Origin of the sequence: Bacillus cereus group sp. BfR-BA-01379 (genome assembly GCF_022663605.1) — a bacterium.
Lineage (GTDB): Bacteria > Bacillota > Bacilli > Bacillales > Bacillaceae_G > Bacillus_A > Bacillus_A mobilis.
Map to the genome: position 1 here is coordinate 21,563 of NZ_JAKUFT010000005.1, position 18,675 is coordinate 40,237.

The window sequence follows — 18,675 nt, forward strand, 5'->3', positions numbered from 1 at the left end:
ATAAAAAATGAGTTATGAAAAAGTATGGGCTAACAATGAAAAATTAAATCAGACTGAGAAAAATAAATTAAAAAAAGATGGATTGGAAATCTTTAATGATATTCCTTATTATGCAGAGAATGGCTTCGAATCTATTCCGAAAGAAGAGTGGGACGCATTCAAATGGGCAGGGTTGTATTTACAAAGACCGAAAGAAGCTGGTTATTTTATGATGCGTGTAAATATTCCTTCAGGGATTATTACGAACACGCAGGCAGAAGTGCTTGCTTCTATCGCTGAGGATTATGGGCGTGACGTAATAGATATTACGACAAGACAGGCGATTCAGTTTCATTGGTTAGAAATCCATCAAATGCCAGATATTTTTAAAAGATTAGCAAGAGTTGGGTTATCTTCAGCTGGGGCTTGTGGTGATATAACGCGTAATATTACAGGGAATCCACTTGCTGGCATTGATGCAAATGAGCTGTTTGATACAACTGGTATTGTGAAAGAGGTATATGACTATTTCCAACATAATGAGGAGTTTTCTAACTTACCACGTAAATTTAAAATGTCTATTAGTTCTAATATTTATAATTCAGCAAACGCAGAGATTAACTGTGTTGCATTTACACCTGCTACGAAAGAAATAGATGGTGAGAAAAAAGTTGGTTTTCATATAAAAGTAGGCGGTGGATTATCAGCTCGTCCATATTTAGCTGATGAATTAGATGTATTTGTTTTACCAGAAGAAGTGAAGGCGGTAGCGATTGCGATTGCTACGATATTCCGTGATTTTGGATACCGTGAAAAACGTCATTTAGCTCGTTTGAAATTTCTTGTTGCAGACTGGGGAGTAGAGAAATTTAAAGAGAAACTAATAGAGTATACAGGACCATTGCAAAGTAAAGGGGAAAGTGCTCTAAAAGGCTGGAATGCGGGATACTTTTATGGAGTTCAAGATCAAAAACAAGATGGGCTTAAATATGTAGGTTTTAATGTACCGGTAGGACGTCTACATGCAGAAGAAATGTTTGAGATTGCGAGAATTGCTAAGCGGTATGGAAATGGACAGATTCGTACATGTAACTCGCAAAACTTCATTATTCCGAATGTTCCGCCAGGGAATGTAACGGGTTTATTAAATGAACCATTGTTTGAAGCAATATCAGCAAGTCCGAAATCGTTTATTGGTCATGCGGTTTCTTGTACTGGTATTGAATATTGCAATCTTGCATTAGTAGAAACGAAAGAAAGATTACGCAAAATCGCCGAATACTTAGATACACAAATTGCACTCGATGTTCCGGTTCGTATTCATATGGTAGGATGCCCGAATTCATGTGGTCAACGTCAAATTGCTGACATTGGATTACAAGGGGTGAAAATGAAAACGAAGGAAAAAGGGATTGTTGAAGCATTTGAAATATACGTAGGTGGAACGTTGTTAGATGGCGGTGCTTACAATCAAAAGTTAAAAGGGAAAATAGATGGCGAGGATCTACCTGATGTACTTGCATCATTTATAAGTTATTTCAAAGAGAATAAATTACCAGCTGAAACGTTTTATGATTTTGTTGGTCGTATCGGTGTAGACACACTACAAATAGCGTTAAATACCGTGTTAGAAGAAGTAATAGCGTCTTAGGAGGGACAATATGGATTTATATCGATTTGAAGCCGTGTTAGTGAATAGTATTGTTCCGATTGTTGTCGTTGCTCAAAGTGAAGAACAGGCATTTAAGCTCGCGGAGATGGAGCTTGAAAAGCATTTTTTACCGCTGCCAGAAGTAAAGGAAATTTCTCTATTTGAAAAAAAGAAGATTCGAAAAGGTGCGGCATTTGTTATTCATGAGTAGGGAACAGGTAATAGGAAATGATGAAAACTTCCATTCGTATATAAGGATGGAAGTTTCACTTTAATAGTAGAAATGAGGAGAGATGATGGGGAAGGTTTATATCGTTGGAGCAGGTCCTGGTGATCCAGATTTAATTACTGTGAAAGGATTGAAATGTATTGAGAAAGCAGACGTTATTTTATACGACCGTCTCGTAAATAAAGAGTTGCTTTCATATGCAAAGCCCGAAGCGGATTTAATTTATTGTGGAAAGCTACCAAATTATCACACGATGAAGCAAGAGACAATTAACACATTTCTTATTAAATACGCGAAAAAAGGAAAAGTTGTAACGAGGCTAAAGGGTGGGGATCCATTTGTATTTGGTAGAGGGGGAGAAGAAGCTGAAGCGTTAGCGAAGCAAGGTGTACCATTTGAAATTGTTCCTGGTATTTCAGCTGGAATAGCTGCTCCTGCTTATGCTGGCATTCCAGTGACACATCGTGATGCGAGTGCAAGTTTTGCTATTGTGACGGGGCATAGGAAAGAAGATGCTGAAGAGGAAGTGAAGTGGGAACATTTAGCGAAAGGTGTAGAGACCTTAGCTGTATATATGGGGGTTAGTAATTTACCCTACATATGTGAACAGCTGGTTAAACATGGAAAAGATACAAGTACGCCTGCTGCTATTATTGAGAGGGGAACGACTTCTATGCAGCGCACAGTTATCGGGACGTTAGGGACAATTGTAGATGTTGCGAAAAAAGAACAAATTCAAAATCCGAGTATGATTGTAATTGGAGAAGTGGTCCGTTTTAGGGAAAAGATCCATTGGTTTGAGAAACAGACGGAAAGTACGTATCAAGTAAGCGGAGTGTTATAAAATGAAAGCCATCTTATATATATGTCATGGAAGTCGTTTGAAAGCCGCTAAAGAAGAAGCGATTACGTTTATTACGTCATGCATGAACCGTGTAGAGGCAAGTATTCAAGAAGTTTGTTTTTTAGAGTTAGCGAGTCCAACGATTGATGAAGGGTTCCGTACATGTGTGAGTCGTGGTGCTACAGAGATTATTGTTATTCCGGTTTTTCTATTAGCGGCAGGTCACGTGAAAAAAGATATCCCGTTTGAATTAGAAAAGTTAAATAATCAATTTTCAAGTGTTAAAGTGACCTACGGTAATCCGTTTGGTGTATCAGAAACACTCGTTAAATCAGTGTATAACGGAAGTGGTATCGAACAGGAAGAGACGAATGAGGTGACGTTACTTCTCGTTGCAAGAGGGAGTAGCGATCCTGAAGTATTAAAAGATATAAACTGGATCGCTTCTTTATTTCAAATGGAAGAGAAAATTAAAAAAGTAGAGGTTTGCTATTTAGCAGCTGCCGAGCCAAAATTTGAGGAGAAGTTAAAGAAAGTTGTAGAACGAAAAGAAAAGAACATCGTTGTGCTGCCTTATTTGTTATTTACCGGTTTACTTATGAAACATATTGAAAAAGAAGTACGCCAATATGAGTCGGATAAGATAAAAATAAGTCCGTATTTAGGAAAGAATGAAGCGTTTCAATATATGTTAATTCAGAAAACGAAGAAATTATTGAAGGGGGATCAATATGTATCCACTTACAGTGCGAGTTGAGAAGAAACGTGTTGTTGTCATTGGTGGAGGAAAAGTCGCGGGATTCAAAATTATTCCTTTACTAAAACAAGGTGCGGATATAATTGTGATAAGTCCTGAATTGGATGCGAATTTAGTGAAACTAGTGGAAGAAAAGCAAATTCGTTGGTATCAAAGGGAGTATGAAAAAAGTGATATTCAAGGTGCTTTTTTAGTTGTTGCAGCGAGTGGTGATGCTGTATTAAATGAACAAGTTGCTGAGGATAGTGCAGAGAATCAATTAGTAAATGTTATTACGAATCCGGAAAGTGGGAATGTTCATTTTCCGGCGGCGATTCATCGTGGATTACTGAATGTGGCTGTTTCTACTGGAGGAGCGAGTCCGAAACTGGCAAAAAAAATTCGTGATGATATCGCAAATAAATATGATGAGGCGTATGAATCATATCTTGATTTTTTATACGAAGTTAGAATTAAAGTGAAAGAATTACAAATAGAGAAAAAGCAGAGAAATATATTGTTGCAAGAAGTATTAAAGTCGATATATGTTCAAAATGAACAAAAAAGAGAATTGTTTTTACAAGAATTAGAGAAAAGAGTTCATATAGGATAATGAATAAATTGCACTTTACAACTATAAAAATATAATTTATAATCACAAGTAACTTCAATAAATGAAATCGATGAGCAAGAAGAGTATGTATATTTGATACGGTCAGAGAGCTGGGGTAAGGTGTGAGCCCGGTACGATAAAATATACAGAATGGGCTTGCGAGAGGTATGTTGAACATTGTAGTAGGCAACCCGGGTTCCGCCGTTAAAAGGATAGAGTATCGGAATTTTTCCTGTACTTGAACAAGTGGGATTTATCAATCCAATTGAGGTGGTACCACGGTATTTACATTACATATATCGTCCTCTACATGCATATTTGCGTGTAGGGGACTTTTTTATTTTCTAAAGGAGGTGTGCGAGTATGAAATGAAAGTGTATAATTAACAAAAGTTTAAATATTCAGAAAAGGAGAATTTATGATGAAAGAAACACAGCAATGGACGTCGAAAATAGGCTTTGTACTCGCAGCAGCCGGAGCCGCAGTAGGTCTTGGTGCCATATGGAAATTTCCATATGTTGCAGGTAATGGTGGGGGAGGCGCATTCTTCCTTGTATTTTTACTATTAACTTTATTTATAGGTATGCCGCTTCTTTTAGCTGAATTTGTTATTGGACGTAGCACACAAAAAGAGGCAGTTACAGCATATAAAGTATTGGTGCCAAATAGTAAGTTATATCCTTGGATTGGTCGTATGGGAGTTGTTACTTGTTTTAGTGTACTATCATTTTATAGTGTTGTAGGTGGATGGATTTTACTGTACTTATACTATAGTGTTACAGGAAGCTTTTGGAATGGTGTTGTTGATTACGGACAATTATTTGGTGAAACGATTTCAAATCCAGTAAGCGCGATTGGAGCCCAATTTATCTTCATGCTTTGCACTATTTTTGTTGTAAGTAAAGGTGTCGAGAAAGGGATAGAAAAAGCAAGTAAGTATATGATGCCGCTATTATTTATTTTGTTTATTGCGATTATAGTTCGTGCTTTAACACTTGATGGTGCTTTTGCTGGGGTAGAGTTCTTCTTAAAACCAGATTTTTCAAAGCTGACAGCAGATACGATTTTATACGCGATGGGACAATCGTTCTTCTCGCTAACAGTAGGTGCCTCAGTAATGGTCACGTATAGTTCCTATTTGAAGAAAGAAGAACATTTAGCGAAATCAGCAACATCTATTGTAAGTTTAACTGTTTTTATTACAGTGCTTGCAGGATTAGCAATTTTTCCAGCGATTTTCGCATTGGGCGTTAAGCCGACTGAAGGTCCAGGACTACTGTTTATCGTCCTTCCAGCAGTATTTGCGAAAATACCATTTGGACAATTTTTCTTCATTATGTTTTTAGTTTTATTCTTCTTTGCAACGTTAACATCTGCGATTTCTATGCTTGAAATTGTAGTAGCATCTGTTGCGAAAGATAATGAGAAAAAGCGTCCGTCAGCATCATTATTAATTGGTATTCTTATTTTTGCAGTTGGAATCCCGTCAGCATTATCGTTTGGAATTATGAGTGATGTGAAAATATTTGGTAAGACATTCTTTGATTTCGTCGATTTTGCGGTAAGTAATGTATTACTGCCGCTTGGCGTACTAGCCATCTCGCTATTCGTACCGAATAAAATGAGTAAAGAAATGTTAATGAAAGAATTAGAAGTTACGGAAACGAAAGGGAAAACATTATTTAATATTTGGTTCTTCCTGCTTCGTTATGTTATTCCGGTAACTGTAATTATTGTATTTTTAAATGCGATAGGCGTATTTAAAATGTTTGCATAATAAAAAGACGGAGAAATCTCCGTCTTTTTATTATGCTGTAGGTGTATTTAATAAACGACTATACGCTTTATAGGCTGTGATGACTGCAATAAATGATCCGATTAAAAATAATGCTGAGCCGCCAAATGTAAATAACCGGCCGATGAAAGTTTCTCTAGCTTCTTCTATTTTTTGTTGTAATTGTGTATTCATATGATTCACCCCGTAAACTATAGGCATTTAGTTGTAGTCTATGTGGAATGCCTATAGTTTGTGAAGGGTAAAGAAAAAACTCGGTGTGTACCGAGTTTTTTTATAATCCGATATAAGGAGATGGATCAACTGCATTTGTTTTGCCGACATTCCATTCTCCAAGGTGAAGTTCGAAGTGTAAATGTTGTCCGTATGATTGGCCAGTGTTCCCCATAAAACCAAGTTGAGTGCCTTGTTTTACAGTTTGTCCATTTGATACAGAACGGCTACTCATATGAGCGTATACTGTTGTGTATGTTTTTCCGTTTATACGGTGAGATAAGTACACAACATTTCCGTAACTAGATGATAATTCTGAGCGAATAACGACGCCATCTGCAGCGGCTATAATTGGAACAGTTCCTGAAGCGGCAATATCGATTCCTTTATGGTTATCTAAAGAACGTGCGCCAAATCCAGAAGTTTTTGATCCAGCTGCTGGCTTAATAAAGCCGCCAATATTTGTATCGTGTGGTGTTGGAGCTGCTTGAGCTGTTTGAGCAGATGTAGCAGCTTGTTTACGAGCTTCCTCTGCCTTACGTGCCTCTTCAGCCTTACGAGCCTCTTCCGCACGTTTTTCTTCTTCAATTGCCTTTTGAACGGCTTGACGCTGATTTTCTAAAATGCCTTTGGATTCTTCTAATCCTTCAATCTCTGAATCTACTTTTGCTACTTTCGTATGTAGATCGCTAATAAATGTTTGCTGTTGTTGTTGATTCGTTTGCAACTCTTGTTGTTTTTGAACTAATTTCTGTTCAGCTTCTTTTAGTTGCTGCTCTTTTTTCTCAACAGCCTCTTTTTCTTTCGTCACAGCATTTTGATCAGTTGTTTGTTTTTTCACAATATCAGTATCGTTGTTTAAAATTAAGCTTACAGAGTACATGTTATCAACAAGATCAGCGATGTTTGTAGAAGTTGTTATTACCTCTGTAATAATATTTGTACGAGGTTTTTCTTGCATGGATTGTAAACGTTGCTTAATAACTTCCTGACGCGTATCTATGTTTGTTTGTAATTGCTCTATATGTTTCTTTTTTTCAGCAATTACTTGTTGTGTTTTACTAATTTCTTTTTTTGTATCGTTTAATTCAGCTTCGTTTTTATTAATAGAAGTAGTTAAATCGTCAATTTTCTTTTGTAATTCTTGAATTTCTTTTTCTATTTGGTCTTTCTCAGCTGATTTATTTTGTAAGTCGTTTTGTTTTCCTTCTAATTCAGATTGAATATTAGATAATTTATCTTGATTCGTTTCAGCATATACGGGTGAAAGTAGCGGAGAAACAAAAATCGTTCCTGCTGCTAAAACACTAAACGCTGCAAATTTCTTTTTCATGGTTGTCTGGCTCCTTTCCCTATGAATGTTATATATCATAAGAAGAAGAGTGTCTATCGTTGTAATCATAATGTAAAGAAAATTTTATAAAATTGCTAAGTTTTGTCGGAAATTATCATCTTTTAATGATAATTGTCATGTTGGATGCACTTTTTTATTCGTGCAATAAGGATGTATTTTTTGGATTTATTTGTGAAATAAAGGAAAAATATATTTGTTTTATACAGCAAAATGGTAGATAGGAATCCAATAAAACACTGATAAGGAATCGTTCTCATGTGAGGTTTTCTGACATGGGATTTATTTTTGTCAAGAAAATTATTTGCGTTCGGGCAAACTTATTTTGTTGTCAGATTTTAAATTTTGATTTATGATTTTTAACAGGGACAAAATGTAGTGAATTGTCGAATAATATGTAATACTCTTAATTTCAAGTTTTATAGATATAGAATGAGAGGTAGAGTGACACATCGAAGAGGGGGTTACAACAAGTATGAAAAGAATAGGACTTGCATGGCAAATATTAATTGGTCTTGCGCTAGGTATTGCAGTTGGGGCGATTTTCTTTGGCAATCCGGCAGTGGTGAGTTACTTACAACCAATTGGTGATATTTTTATCCGATTAATTAAAATGATCGTTGTACCGATTGTTGTAGCAAGTATTGTTGTTGGGGTTGCTGGTGTTGGCGATGTTAAAAAACTAGGTCGACTAGGCGGGAAAACAATTATTTATTTTGAAATTATTACAACACTTGCAATTGTTGTTGGTCTATTAATAGCGAATATTTTCCAACCAGGAAAAGGCGTAAATATGGACCAGTTAACAAAGACAGATATTTCGAAATATACACATACGACAGAGCAGGTACAAAGTCATTCATTTGCAGATACATTTGTAAATATTGTTCCAACGAACATTATGAAGTCATTAGCTGACGGAGATATGCTTGCTATTATCTTCTTCTCTGTATTATTTGGTTTAGGTGTAGCAGCAATTGGTGAAAGAGGAAGACCGGTTCTTCAATTTTTCCAAGGTGTAGCTGATGCAATGTTTTACGTGACGAACCAGGTTATGAAATTCGCACCATTTGGTGTATTTGCACTAATCGGTGTTACAGTTTCTACATTTGGTCTTGCGTCATTAATTCCATTAGGTAAATTACTAATTGTCGTCTATGGAGCAATGATCTTTTTCGTTGTAGTTGTCTTAGGACTTACGGCGAAAATATTTGGAATTAACATTTTCCAATTCTTCAAGATTTTAAAAGACGAACTGATCTTAGCATACTCTACAGCGAGTTCAGAAACAGTTTTACCGAAAATCATGGAGAAAATGGAGAAGTTCGGTTGTCCGAAAGCAATTACATCTTTCGTTATTCCGACAGGTTATTCATTTAACTTAGATGGATCAACTTTATATCAAGCAATTGCGGCTATTTTCTTAGCACAAATGTACGGTATTGACTTATCTATTTCTCAACAAATTACATTATTACTTGTATTAATGGTTACATCAAAAGGTATTGCGGGTGTACCGGGCGTATCGTTCGTTGTATTATTAGCAACACTTGGTACAGTAGGTATTCCAGCTGAAGGTTTAGCCTTCATCGCTGGTATTGACCGTATTTTAGATATGGCTCGTACAGCAGTTAACGTTGTAGGTAACTCTTTAGCAGCTGTAGTTATGTCTAAGTGGGAAGGTCAGTATGACGCTGAAAAAGGACAGGCCTATTTGGAAGAAATTTCTAATAAGCAAGCGGCTTAATTATAATTTGAAAAAGCTCTCACATAATATGTGAGGGCTTTTCTATATAGAAGGGAAGCGGACGTAATGAAACGTAAATATGGTGACGGTTCTTCGTGGAAGCGACTAATAGAGAAAGATTATACAGTTAAGCAAATAGAAGAGGGAATGCTAGGAATACTGGAAATAAAAAAGGTGAGAGAACCTAGTTGTAAAGAATATGATGGGAAAGAACTTCGTATTGCAGGGAATCAATATACGTGGATTCAATATTTCATAGACGGGAAAAATTTTGCGATTACAGCTATGTTAGATGATCAGAAAAAATTAGTGCAATATTATATTGATGTGGCGAAAGAATATGAAATAGACGACCGTGGTTTGCCGTATTTTGATGATTTATATTTAGATGTAGTGTTATTACCGAATGGTAAAATGTATATATTGGATGAAGATGAGTTAGAGGATGCTTATAAAAGTGGCGATGTTACAAAAGAAGAGTATGAGTTAGCTTGGTACACTACGAAATGGATAATAGCTGCAATAAAAAATAGTGAATTTTATTGGATTTCAATATTAGAAGAAGAAATCAAAAAGTTAAAATGATTATTGTATTCAAATTTTTGCATAATTACCAAAAAAAACTATACAAAAAATAATTGACTTTTGTTTTGTAAGCGAGTAAAGTTAGGGAAGAAATTATTATTAAAAAATAAATATGAAACCTTCTTATAAAGAGAGGCGGAGGGACTGGCCCTACGATGCCTCGGCAGCGGACTCGATTTCAGAGTGCTGTGCCAAATCCAGCAAGCATATGCTTGAAAGATGAGAAGAGCGTTTCTTATAGATGTATAAGACCTCTTCTCATTGGAAGAGGTCTTTTGTTATTCATTAGAAAAAGGTTGAAACTAGGGAGAGATGGTACTTTGAAAGAAACGAGAGGAAATGGTTTGGCTTTATTACCACTTGGGATATTTTTGGCGCTATTTATTGGTTCTGGAATTATTACAGGTGATTTCTATAAATTGCCGATACTTGTAGCAATTTCAATTGCTGTAGGGGTCGCTTTAGCAATGAATCGTAAAGAAAGCTTTAATGTAAAAGTAGAACGATTTGCTAAAGGTGCAGGGAACCCAGATATTATGATTATGGTTCTAATTTTTGTGCTTGCAGGAGCATTTTCTGAAACAGCAAAAGGGATGGGCGGCGTTGATTCTACAGTTAACTTGGCGTTATCCGTTTTACCGCAAGGATTTATCGTAGCAGGAATTTTTGTTATAGGGGCATTTATTTCATTAGCGATGGGAACTTCAATGGGAACAATAGCTGCATTAGCACCAATAGCTGTAGGTATTAGTGGACAAACTGATATCTCCATTGCACTTACGATGGCGACAGTTGTTGGCGGAGCGATGTTTGGTGATAATTTATCATTCATTTCAGATACAACAATCGCAGCTGTACGTTCGCAAGGAACAGAAATGAAAGATAAGTTTAAAACGAACTTTTTAATTGTATTACCAGCGGCTATTATTACAATAATATTATTAGTAATCGTTACTTTAGGAAGCGACACGCAGATTAAAGCGCATAGCTTTGATTGGATAAAGATTTTACCGTATGCAGGGGTACTTATAACAGCGTTACTTGGTTGGAATGTGCTTATTGTGTTAACTGGTGGAACTGTACTATCCGGCGTTATTGGTCTTTTAGATGGAAGTTACACGTTAGAGAGTTTCTTTAAAAGTGTAACAACTGGAATGGGCGGTATGATGGAGTTAGTATTACTTGCTATTTTAATTGGCGGTATGGTCGAACTGATTCAATATAATGGTGGCATTCAATATTTAATGAATATTTTAACGCGTAACATTCGTTCGAAAAAAGGAGCGGAGTTCGGTATCGCTGGCTTAGTAAGTATGACGAATATGTGTACAGCGAATAATACGATTTCTATTATCTTTACAGGTCCGCTTGCGAAAAACATTGCAGATCAGTATGAAATTGATCCTCGTAAATCAGCGAGTGTATTAGATCTTTTCTCATGCTGTGTGCAAGGGTTAATCCCGTATGGTGCTCAAATGTTAACAGCAGCAGGCTTTGCGGCGTTATCTCCGATTGAATTGTTACCATATGCGTTTTATCCAATTTTAGTTGGAGTATGTGGAATCATTTCTATATTAATTGGTTTCCCGAGGTTTTCTAAAGTGGCGGGAAAGAAAGAATATCATAAAACAGCATAATGAAAAATGAAGTTTAGGCATAGTAATGAAAGCCGTACAGAGAATATTCTCTGTACGGCTTTTTATGTGCAATAAAAGAGTGAAACATCCTATCCAATTGTAGTTTTTACAAAAGGCTGAATGCGACTCAGTCTTAAGTCTGAGTTAAAAACGGTTCTTAAGCTCGTTATGGAAAAAAGAAAAAATAGTTAAGATAAGAGTATCAAATCGAAGGGAGGCAAGCACAAGATGAAACAATTTCTAGCGTTTATCGCGGCTGGTATTTTAGCTTTAATTGCTCTTGGCAGTCTTGCTGGTATTATAGGGTTCGCAATTGGAGCAGGAGTTGTGTACTGGAGCTATAAATCATTTGTGCGAGCACAATCATTTTTTGGAAAGTTAGCTTGGGGTATTGTTGGTTTGATCGGCTTGTCCATCGCCCTTTCTCATTCCCCAGCACTAATCGGTATCGCAGCATTAGTAGTTTTATACTACGGATACCGTGAGTGGAAAAAAGAAAAAAATGTAGTTGTTGATTCTGCACCAGAAAGTTCTAAACCATATAGCAACTTTGAAGATGAGTGGAACAAGTTAATGAAAAACTAATAAAAATTTAATAAAAATCAAATCAAATTTATAAAGTAGAAGAGAGGAAGATTATAATGAAACAATCTTTATTCGGACGTGTACGCGATGCAATTTTAGCAGATTTTCATAATGTGTTAGATGAGAAAGAAAGAAAAAATCCAATCGCTATGTTAAACCAATATTTACGCGATAGTGAGCGTGAAACAACAAAAATTGAGAAGTTAATTCAGCGTCATAAAACATTAAAATCTAATTTCGCTCGTGAGCTTGAGCAAGCACGTTATTTCGTTAATAAAAGATCAAAACAGGCTATCATCGCTCAAGAAGCAGGCGAATTACAGTTACATGAACGTGCATTAGAAGAAGTAGCTTATTATGAAGGGCAAGTAACTCGATTAGAAGAAATGTATGCAGGTGTTGTAGAGCAAATCGATGAATTAGAGCGTCGTCTTTCTGAAATGAAAAATAAATTAAAAGAAATGCACGCAAAGCGTATGGAACTAATGGCGCGTGAAAATATGGCACATGCAAATCGTCGTATGAATACAGCGATGCATAAAATGGATGAAAACAATCCGTTCTTACGTTTTGAAGAAATTGATGATCATATTCGTGACTTAGAAACTCGTATAAATGAGGAGCATGAACGTGACACATTTGATATGAAGATTGCAAAGCTTGAGCGTGAAATGAAAGAAAAGAATGATGTATCGTTAACGAAAGAGTTAACAAAATAATAGTAGTATATTATAAAACAGGCTTATGATATAGTGATAGGAGAAAAGGTGTTGGAAAGCAATGCCTTTTCTTCTATGTATATGTGAAAAGAAGGGGGGAGCTGAAATGAAGAAGCATTTTTCAAAAACACAATTAATGGGGATGCTCCTCATCATATTTGGATTCGGTCTTTTTCTTGATATGATACTTGGACATTTTGAACCAGGTGGTCTCATTTTTGCATTTATTATGCTTATGTTTGGAAGGCATTATCGTAAAAAAAATCGTTACGTACGGGGAAATGTATTTTTATTTGTTGGTGGTATCGTATTTTTATTCTTCTTATTTTCATCAGCAGCATTTGTTCTTGTCGTATTTGCTTGTTTAGCTTTAATTGGTTATCAACTGATTCAACAAGGACATCAGCAAAAAGCAATGAAGGTTGAAATTAAAGAAAAAGGGATTATAGACGAAGAGAAGCAAATATATCGTACAGAACCGTATTTGAAAAATATGTTTGTAGGGAATATACGAATGATGGATCATATTTATGAACTTGAGGATATTAATGTTCAATATGGTGCTTGTGATGTGGAAATAGATTTAACAACTGCTATGATCCCAGAAGGGGAGACGGTAATTGTTATTCGCGGTATCGTTGGTAATATCCGTTTATATGTGCCATATGATATTGAACTGTCTTTAAATCATTCTGTTATTGTCGGACGTGTGCTTCTGCCAGGTCATGAAGAAACAGGATTTAACCGCAATGTTACATTTAGAACAGAGCAGTATAAAGAGGCTCCTCGTCGTATTAAAATTATTTCTTCGCTTGTCGTAGGCGATACGGAAGTGAGGAAAGTATAATGAAAAAACAAAAAAATATTTCGTGGATGTATATTCGTTATTCTATGTTGTCCTCTGTTAGTATCGCACTTATTTGTACAATTGTATATGTATGGAAAAGCGAGCAACAAGTGTATGATTTATTATGGAAGGAATCCATCGCTTCTGTTCCAATTGGCTTGTTTATCATGACTACAAGTTTACTTATCGGGGGAATTGTAGGATATGCAATCGGTTACTATATAGAGCAGCGTATACAAGGATTAAATACGTTTCTATTTGAAGTAGAGCGAGGGAATTTTCCGAGCGATGTTTCGTTTACTGCAGATGATGAATTTCATGAAGTGGAACGAAAAGTAATCGCTCTGGCTCGTCGATTAGAGGAGCAAGCTGGACTCTTTCAAAAAGTAACGAATGAACGAGCTCATTGGAATGAAGAGATGAGACAAGAAGCGATTTCCCAGGAAAGGCATCGATTAGCGAGGGAGCTGCATGATTCTGTAAGTCAGCAGCTTTTTGCAATGTCGATGATGATGTCGGCTATTAATGAACAAGTAGCTGAAATTCCAGAAATGACGAAAAAACAGTTGCAGCTTGTTGAAAATATGGTTGTAAATGCACAGTCAGAAATGAGAGCATTGCTTCTTCATCTACGCCCAGTGCAGTTAGAAGGTAAGAAACTAACAGAGGGTATAGAAGAATTATTAACAGAACTGTCTAGAAAGCAACATATGAAAATTGAATGGTTAATTGAACCAATTCAATTAAAAAAGGGTGTAGAAGATCATTTATTCCGTATTGTACAAGAGGCGCTGTCCAATACTTTACGGCATGCGAAGGCAAAGAAAACGGAAGTACGTCTACGCAAAATTGAGCAATATGCAATATTGAAAATTATTGATGATGGTGTCGGTTTTAAAGTAGGGGTTAATAAGGCTGGTTCGTATGGTTTAAGATCAATGCAAGAGCGAGTTCATGAAATTGGTGGTACATTAAAAGTACTTAGTTTTCCAAATAAAGGTACACAAATAGAAGTGAAAGTACCGATTATGATTGAGAGAGGGGGAGAGTCATGATAAAAGTATTATTAGTTGATGATCATGAAATGGTTCGAATGGGTGTATCAGCATATTTATCAACGCAGCCAGATATTGAAGTAGTTGGAGAAGCTGAAAATGGAAGAAAAGGTTCAGAGTTAGCTTTGCAATTAAGGCCGGATATTATTTTGATGGATCTTGTCATGGACGAGATGGATGGGGTTGAAGCAACACGTGCTATTATTCAGGAATGGCCAGAAGCGAAAATTGTAGTCGTAACGAGCTTTTTAGATGATGAGAAATTGTATCCTGTTATTGAGGCAGGAGCGACTAGTTATTTATTAAAAACATCAAGAGCGAGTGATATAGCAGACGCTGTACGAGCTACTTATGATGGAGAAACGGTATTAGAGCCAAAAGTTACTGGTAAAATGATGTCTCGCATGCGTCAGAAGAAAGAACAACCTTTGCATGAGGAGCTAACAGAAAGAGAGTCTGAAATTTTGTTATTAATTGCAGAGGGAAAAAGTAATCAAGAGATTGCGGATGAGCTATTTATTGCGCTTAAAACGGTAAAGACACATGTAAGTAATATATTAAATAAATTAAATGTAAGTGATCGTACGCAGGCGGTTATTTATGCGTTTAGACATCAATTGACGAAATGATAAGTTGAAACTAATAAGCAGTGGGTGTTATCCCACTGTTTATTAGTTTGTGCCAAATCTTTTTATTGACGTTAATAAATGTAAGCGTTATCATTAAGTTGTTAACAGTACATACAAAGGGGAGAATGTATATGTTAGTTCAAACTATATTTGGCATGGATAAGTCTAAAAAATTAGGGGATTATGTGAACGCATTGCAAGCGCTTTGTGAACAATATAATGTGGAAACAGATAAAATTGCAATTGTTGAGGCGACAGAAGAGTACTATTTATTTTTAGTGAAACAAGAAGATTGCTACGATGTTGTCAAAGTAGAAACAGTGGATACAAATATCGACTATTATACGAAAGCTTATAAAATAAGCAGTTTTAACCATACTGCTTTTCAAATGTAAAAAAACTCCCGAAAGGGAGTTTTTTTAGGATGCTTTTACTTCATGAGATTCGGTTAGTAAGGGCACTTTTTTCGCACCGCTTAACTTAGCGATTATAAGGCCGATAAGAGTTCCGGCTACTGCTGGTATGAGCCAGCCGATTCCTTCTTTATATAAAGGGATAAATTCAAAATATGGAGTGATAAATGAAACTGAAATACCACCTTGTTTTAATCCATCAAATACGCTTACAAATGCTGCTCCAATTAAAGCACCTACATAAACAGAGCGATATCCACCAAAATATTTATGAAGTAATGATAGTAGAACAAGTACAATTGCAATTGGATATACAACAAGTAGAATTGGAACAGAGATGGCGATAATTTTTGTTAATCCTAAGTTGGCAACTAATAAGCCTAATGCACAAATGATGCTCGCGAACGTTTTGTATGAAAATCTAGTCAATAAAGTTGAGAAATACTGACTACATGCAGATACAAGTCCAACACATGTCGTTAAACAAGCGAGTGTAACGATAAGAGATAATAGAAGCAAACCGTATGGACCGAATAATTGTTGTACGATAACAGTAAGTAATTGTCCTCCATTTTTTGCATATCCGAGAGAGACGCTAGTTGCACCGAGCCAGCCAAGTGCACCATATACAAGTACGAGACCAGTAGCGGCGATAAGTCCTGCTTTCGCTGTTGCGATAGCAATGGATTTACGATCCTTTACACCTTTGGAGCGAATGGCATTTACAACGATAATTCCAAATGCAAGCGCAGAAATGGTATCCATTGTTAAGTATCCTTCCATAAAGCCTTTGAAGATTGGAGAAGTTTGATACTCTTGCATTGCAGGTCCTGATTGCCCGAGTGGTGTAAATACACTTTTAACAAATAATAAGAAAATAGAGAGTAATAAAATAGGTGTTAATATATTTCCGATGCGATCGACAAGTTTGGATGGATTTAAACTAAGCCAAAATACGATAGCGAAGAAGACGACCGTGTATAAAAATAGTGCTAGGTTACTAGAGCGAATTGTTTCTGGTAAAAAGGAACTAACGCCCATTTCATAAGCGACATTCGCAACACGTGGAATTCCCATAGAAGGACCGATTGCGATGTATACAACTACAGTAAAGAAAATTCCGAATAATGGGTGAACATGACTTGCGAGTTGTTGCATACCGTTTCCTGATAAAGAAATTGCAATAACAGTTAATAAGGGTAAACCGACTCCTGTTAGTAAAAATCCAATCATTGCCGGCCAAAAATTTTCACCTGCATTTTGTCCAAGCATGGGAGGGAAAATTAAATTACCTGCCCCAAAAAATAAAGAAAATAGCATAAGACCCGTGAAAAAAATATGTTTTTTTGATACAGTGTTCATTGTTTTTCCTCCTTTTTAAATTCATTTGTAAGAACACAAAAAACTCGTCCCTAAAGAAAGGGACGAGTTATATTTACCCGCGATACCACCCTAATTTATACATGTAGAAATGAGTCTATATGTATACGGCTTTACAACGTACAACATGATACGTGTTCCTTGTAACGGGGGACAGCCGGTAAGAACTTACTGCAACATTCGGTTCTACTTCTCGGAGATGATTTTCGGCTACGCACTGAACGTTGGCTTTCAGCAATTCGCCAACTCTCTGGGGGACAGTCCTATAACGTACTCTTTCTCGTCAATGAATTTTTATTCAAGTATTCTGACAGTATTGTTGCATGTTTTTTTTTGAAAGTCAATATATTTTTTTGAAAGGCATATTTATATACGGAAATATTGAATGTGATATTCGTTGATGTGAAGGGAATGGTGGATTGTAAAATGGGAGTAAAATTTTCTGGAGAATTGTAAAATTTATAGAGAAAGTTGATATTTATAGGAGTAAAGAAGGTATTGTTTGAATTTGCAGAGAATAATACAACAATCCACTTGCTGGAAAGAACAAACCAAAAGAGGTGACTGAAATGCTTGCGATGGGAGTATTATTTGGCATTATTGCTATAATTGGTTTTATGTGGTTATATTATTCGCGTTCGTTTAAACAAGCAGAAGTTTTACTCTTTCAAAAAGGTAGTTTGTTGACAAATCAGTCTAGATATTTAGTATGTCCGAAGTGTGGAAGTGCACAGGCCAGAAGTGGAGGATATCAAGAGTGTTGCAAAAGTAGATTATGAAAGAAGGAAGCCTCACATTATTTTGTGAGGCTTCCTTCCTTACAATTTCATGGCACTCCAAATTGTCCACCGATCTCTTTCAATGATAGGAGAGGTGTTTTGTAAGGCGGTCTGGACCTGTTGTAGAAGTTGAGAAAGTTCATAATCTGTTAATTCGTATAGAATGGATCGACCTGTTCGAGGTGATAAATCTTGTAACAATGCTTCTACAGAATCATGTATTTTGCGTACTTCCCATTGTGTTTGAGTGGGGAACACGTGAAGAAAATATTTTTGTAATTCTTGTTGTATCGTGGTGGTTTTTGGTCTTCTTTTTGCTTCTATTTCAATAAGGTTTGGAAAGATGGAGAAGAAATATCCACGAATGTGTTCGGGGCTTCCTGGAATTGTACAATCTTCAATGGTGCGGTCTTGTACAATGAGCACACCGTTTTTCTTTAATATACGAGAAGCTTCACGTAGAAATGTAGGAATGTCTTGTAAATGATGAATAACTGCGCGCGAAATAACAATGTCGAATGTTTCATTAGGATATGGGACGCTATGTGCATCACCGTGAATGAAAGAAATGTTTGGAAAACCGTTACAATTTTCTTTTGCAGCCTGTAATATTTCTTTTGAAAAATCAAGCCCAAGAACACTTTTTGCTCCCATAAGGGCGAGTTCTTTCGTATAAATACCGCCACCACAGCCGATATCGATTATTTGCTTGTTTTGTATGTTTGTAATACTCTTTATCATTTCACCCCAAGAAATATGGGCGTTTCGCTGTGCGTATGTGTATTTATTATTTGCATCGTGAAAATTAATGGACATGAAAAAGACCTCCTTTCAATGCTTATTATAGCGCATTTTATAGTGTGTCACGTTTTTGTTTTTTATATGATG

20 protein-coding genes, 1 riboswitch and 2 other annotated features are annotated in these 18,675 nt (G+C 36.2%); of the genes, 16 read left to right on the forward strand and 4 right to left on the reverse strand.

The annotated features are described in order from the left end of the window. Positions 1–7 precede the first annotated feature (7 nt). The 6 genes from MR113_RS03190 (at position 8) to MR113_RS03215 (ending at position 5,829) form a co-directional block, all read left to right on the forward strand. Entirely contained in the window at positions 8–1,630 is a 1,623-nt protein-coding gene (locus MR113_RS03190; RefSeq protein ID WP_242250927.1) for a nitrite/sulfite reductase, read from the forward strand. A 10-nt stretch (positions 1,631–1,640) separates the two neighbouring features. Continuing rightward, entirely contained in the window at positions 1,641–1,841 is a 201-nt protein-coding gene (locus MR113_RS03195) for a DUF3906 family protein (RefSeq protein WP_000366917.1), read from the forward strand. Positions 1,842–1,926: 85 nt separating this feature from the next. Continuing rightward, on the forward strand, positions 1,927–2,703 hold the full coding sequence (gene cobA, locus MR113_RS03200) for a uroporphyrinogen-III C-methyltransferase (RefSeq protein ID WP_242250928.1): 777 nt from the start codon (positions 1,927–1,929) through the stop codon (positions 2,701–2,703). A gap of 1 nt (position 2,704) precedes the next feature. After that, the gene (locus MR113_RS03205) at positions 2,705–3,460 is read left to right on the forward strand and encodes a sirohydrochlorin chelatase (protein ID WP_242250929.1); all 756 of its coding nucleotides are present in this window, start codon (positions 2,705–2,707) and stop codon (positions 3,458–3,460) included. Further along, positions 3,435–4,052, forward strand: a complete 618-nt coding sequence (locus MR113_RS03210) for an NAD(P)-binding protein (RefSeq protein ID WP_242250930.1) — start codon at positions 3,435–3,437, stop codon at positions 4,050–4,052. Before MR113_RS03205 ends, MR113_RS03210 begins: the two co-directional genes overlap by 26 nt. A 61-nt stretch (positions 4,053–4,113) precedes the next feature. Then, positions 4,114–4,362: a binding site (T-box leader), on the forward strand. A 111-nt stretch (positions 4,363–4,473) separates the two neighbouring features. Next, entirely contained in the window at positions 4,474–5,829 is a 1,356-nt protein-coding gene (locus MR113_RS03215; protein WP_242250931.1) for a sodium-dependent transporter, read from the forward strand. Positions 5,830–5,859: 30 nt separating this feature from the next. Here MR113_RS03215 and MR113_RS03220 read toward each other — a convergent pair whose 3' ends face one another. Both MR113_RS03220 and MR113_RS03225 read right to left on the reverse strand, forming a co-directional pair. Further along, positions 5,860–6,021, reverse strand: coding sequence for a hypothetical protein (locus tag MR113_RS03220; protein WP_242250932.1), 162 nt, complete (start codon positions 6,019–6,021; stop codon positions 5,860–5,862). A 100-nt stretch (positions 6,022–6,121) separates the two neighbouring features. Next, positions 6,122–7,393: a murein hydrolase activator EnvC family protein gene (locus MR113_RS03225; RefSeq protein ID WP_242250933.1), complete on the reverse strand. Its 1,272-nt coding sequence runs from the start codon at positions 7,391–7,393 to the stop codon at positions 6,122–6,124. Positions 7,394–7,886: 493 nt separating this feature from the next. Here MR113_RS03225 and gltP point away from each other — a divergent pair, with 493 nt between their 5' ends. The 9 genes from gltP to MR113_RS03270 all read left to right on the forward strand — a co-directional run bounded on the left by gltP (position 7,887) and on the right by MR113_RS03270 (position 15,610). Continuing rightward, positions 7,887–9,158, forward strand: coding sequence for a glutamate/aspartate:proton symporter GltP (gltP, locus tag MR113_RS03230; protein ID WP_242250934.1), 1,272 nt, complete (start codon positions 7,887–7,889; stop codon positions 9,156–9,158). Positions 9,159–9,224: 66 nt separating this feature from the next. Next, on the forward strand, positions 9,225–9,743 hold the full coding sequence (locus tag MR113_RS03235; protein WP_242250940.1) for a ribonuclease FAU-1 family protein: 519 nt from the start codon (positions 9,225–9,227) through the stop codon (positions 9,741–9,743). 120 nt (positions 9,744–9,863) lie between these two features. After that, a riboswitch (SAM riboswitch) is annotated at positions 9,864–9,969 on the forward strand. A gap of 94 nt (positions 9,970–10,063) precedes the next feature. Next, positions 10,064–11,380 (forward strand): Na+/H+ antiporter NhaC family protein, encoded by a 1,317-nt coding sequence (locus MR113_RS03240; RefSeq protein WP_242250942.1) that lies wholly within the window; start codon positions 10,064–10,066, stop codon positions 11,378–11,380. A 228-nt stretch (positions 11,381–11,608) separates the two neighbouring features. Beyond that, positions 11,609–11,965, forward strand: a complete 357-nt coding sequence (locus MR113_RS03245; protein WP_000808634.1) for a lmo0954 family membrane protein — start codon at positions 11,609–11,611, stop codon at positions 11,963–11,965. A gap of 56 nt (positions 11,966–12,021) precedes the next feature. Continuing rightward, positions 12,022–12,684 carry a PspA/IM30 family protein gene (locus MR113_RS03250; protein WP_061678633.1) on the forward strand — a complete coding sequence of 221 codons (663 nt, stop codon included), beginning with the start codon at positions 12,022–12,024 and terminating at the stop codon, positions 12,682–12,684. A 106-nt stretch (positions 12,685–12,790) separates the two neighbouring features. Continuing rightward, positions 12,791–13,531: a cell wall-active antibiotics response protein LiaF gene (gene liaF / locus MR113_RS03255; RefSeq protein WP_242250951.1), complete on the forward strand. Its 741-nt coding sequence runs from the start codon at positions 12,791–12,793 to the stop codon at positions 13,529–13,531. Beyond that, positions 13,531–14,586: a sensor histidine kinase gene (locus MR113_RS03260; protein ID WP_242250953.1), complete on the forward strand. Its 1,056-nt coding sequence runs from the start codon at positions 13,531–13,533 to the stop codon at positions 14,584–14,586. The genes liaF and MR113_RS03260 overlap by 1 nt, the downstream gene beginning before the upstream one ends. Then, positions 14,583–15,215: a response regulator gene (locus MR113_RS03265; RefSeq protein WP_000598709.1), complete on the forward strand. Its 633-nt coding sequence runs from the start codon at positions 14,583–14,585 to the stop codon at positions 15,213–15,215. Before MR113_RS03260 ends, MR113_RS03265 begins: the two co-directional genes overlap by 4 nt. A 56-nt stretch (positions 15,216–15,271) precedes the next feature. Then, positions 15,272–15,610: a DUF3922 domain-containing protein gene (locus MR113_RS03270; RefSeq protein ID WP_242251129.1), complete on the forward strand. Its 339-nt coding sequence runs from the start codon at positions 15,272–15,274 to the stop codon at positions 15,608–15,610. Between the two features lie 24 nt (positions 15,611–15,634). Here MR113_RS03270 and brnQ3 read toward each other — a convergent pair whose 3' ends face one another. Continuing rightward, the gene (gene brnQ3, locus MR113_RS03275; protein ID WP_242250955.1) at positions 15,635–16,990 is read right to left on the reverse strand and encodes a branched-chain amino acid transport system II carrier protein BrnQ3; all 1,356 of its coding nucleotides are present in this window, start codon (positions 16,988–16,990) and stop codon (positions 15,635–15,637) included. A 55-nt stretch (positions 16,991–17,045) separates the two neighbouring features. Further along, positions 17,046–17,304, reverse strand: a binding site (T-box leader). A gap of 273 nt (positions 17,305–17,577) precedes the next feature. On the opposite strand from brnQ3, the gene MR113_RS03280 reads away from it, so the two are divergent. Next, positions 17,578–17,787 (forward strand): hypothetical protein, encoded by a 210-nt coding sequence (locus tag MR113_RS03280; protein WP_088095727.1) that lies wholly within the window; start codon positions 17,578–17,580, stop codon positions 17,785–17,787. A gap of 39 nt (positions 17,788–17,826) precedes the next feature. Here MR113_RS03280 and MR113_RS03285 read toward each other — a convergent pair whose 3' ends face one another. Continuing rightward, entirely contained in the window at positions 17,827–18,603 is a 777-nt protein-coding gene (locus MR113_RS03285; RefSeq protein WP_242250957.1) for a class I SAM-dependent methyltransferase, read from the reverse strand. Positions 18,604–18,675 lie beyond the last annotated feature (72 nt).

Coding starts and splice junctions, on each gene's coding strand:
- MR113_RS03235 (WP_242250940.1), top strand. CDS start 9,225: ATGAAACGTAAATATGGTGACGGTTCTTCGTGGAAGCGACTAATAGAG.
- brnQ3 (WP_242250955.1), bottom strand. CDS start 16,990: ATGAACACTGTATCAAAAAAACATATTTTTTTCACGGGTCTTATGCTA.
- MR113_RS03215 (WP_242250931.1), top strand. CDS start 4,474: ATGAAAGAAACACAGCAATGGACGTCGAAAATAGGCTTTGTACTCGCA.
- MR113_RS03220 (WP_242250932.1), bottom strand. CDS start 6,021: ATGAATACACAATTACAACAAAAAATAGAAGAAGCTAGAGAAACTTTC.
- MR113_RS03195 (WP_000366917.1), top strand. CDS start 1,641: ATGGATTTATATCGATTTGAAGCCGTGTTAGTGAATAGTATTGTTCCG.
- MR113_RS03190 (WP_242250927.1), top strand. CDS start 8: ATGAGTTATGAAAAAGTATGGGCTAACAATGAAAAATTAAATCAGACT.
- gltP (WP_242250934.1), top strand. CDS start 7,887: ATGAAAAGAATAGGACTTGCATGGCAAATATTAATTGGTCTTGCGCTA.
- liaF (WP_242250951.1), top strand. CDS start 12,791: ATGAAGAAGCATTTTTCAAAAACACAATTAATGGGGATGCTCCTCATC.
- MR113_RS03205 (WP_242250929.1), top strand. CDS start 2,705: ATGAAAGCCATCTTATATATATGTCATGGAAGTCGTTTGAAAGCCGCT.
- MR113_RS03285 (WP_242250957.1), bottom strand. CDS start 18,603: ATGTCCATTAATTTTCACGATGCAAATAATAAATACACATACGCACAG.
- MR113_RS03250 (WP_061678633.1), top strand. CDS start 12,022: ATGAAACAATCTTTATTCGGACGTGTACGCGATGCAATTTTAGCAGAT.
- MR113_RS03210 (WP_242250930.1), top strand. CDS start 3,435: ATGTATCCACTTACAGTGCGAGTTGAGAAGAAACGTGTTGTTGTCATT.
- MR113_RS03225 (WP_242250933.1), bottom strand. CDS start 7,393: ATGAAAAAGAAATTTGCAGCGTTTAGTGTTTTAGCAGCAGGAACGATT.
- MR113_RS03260 (WP_242250953.1), top strand. CDS start 13,531: ATGAAAAAACAAAAAAATATTTCGTGGATGTATATTCGTTATTCTATG.
- MR113_RS03280 (WP_088095727.1), top strand. CDS start 17,578: ATGCTTGCGATGGGAGTATTATTTGGCATTATTGCTATAATTGGTTTT.
- MR113_RS03265 (WP_000598709.1), top strand. CDS start 14,583: ATGATAAAAGTATTATTAGTTGATGATCATGAAATGGTTCGAATGGGT.
- MR113_RS03245 (WP_000808634.1), top strand. CDS start 11,609: ATGAAACAATTTCTAGCGTTTATCGCGGCTGGTATTTTAGCTTTAATT.
- cobA (WP_242250928.1), top strand. CDS start 1,927: ATGGGGAAGGTTTATATCGTTGGAGCAGGTCCTGGTGATCCAGATTTA.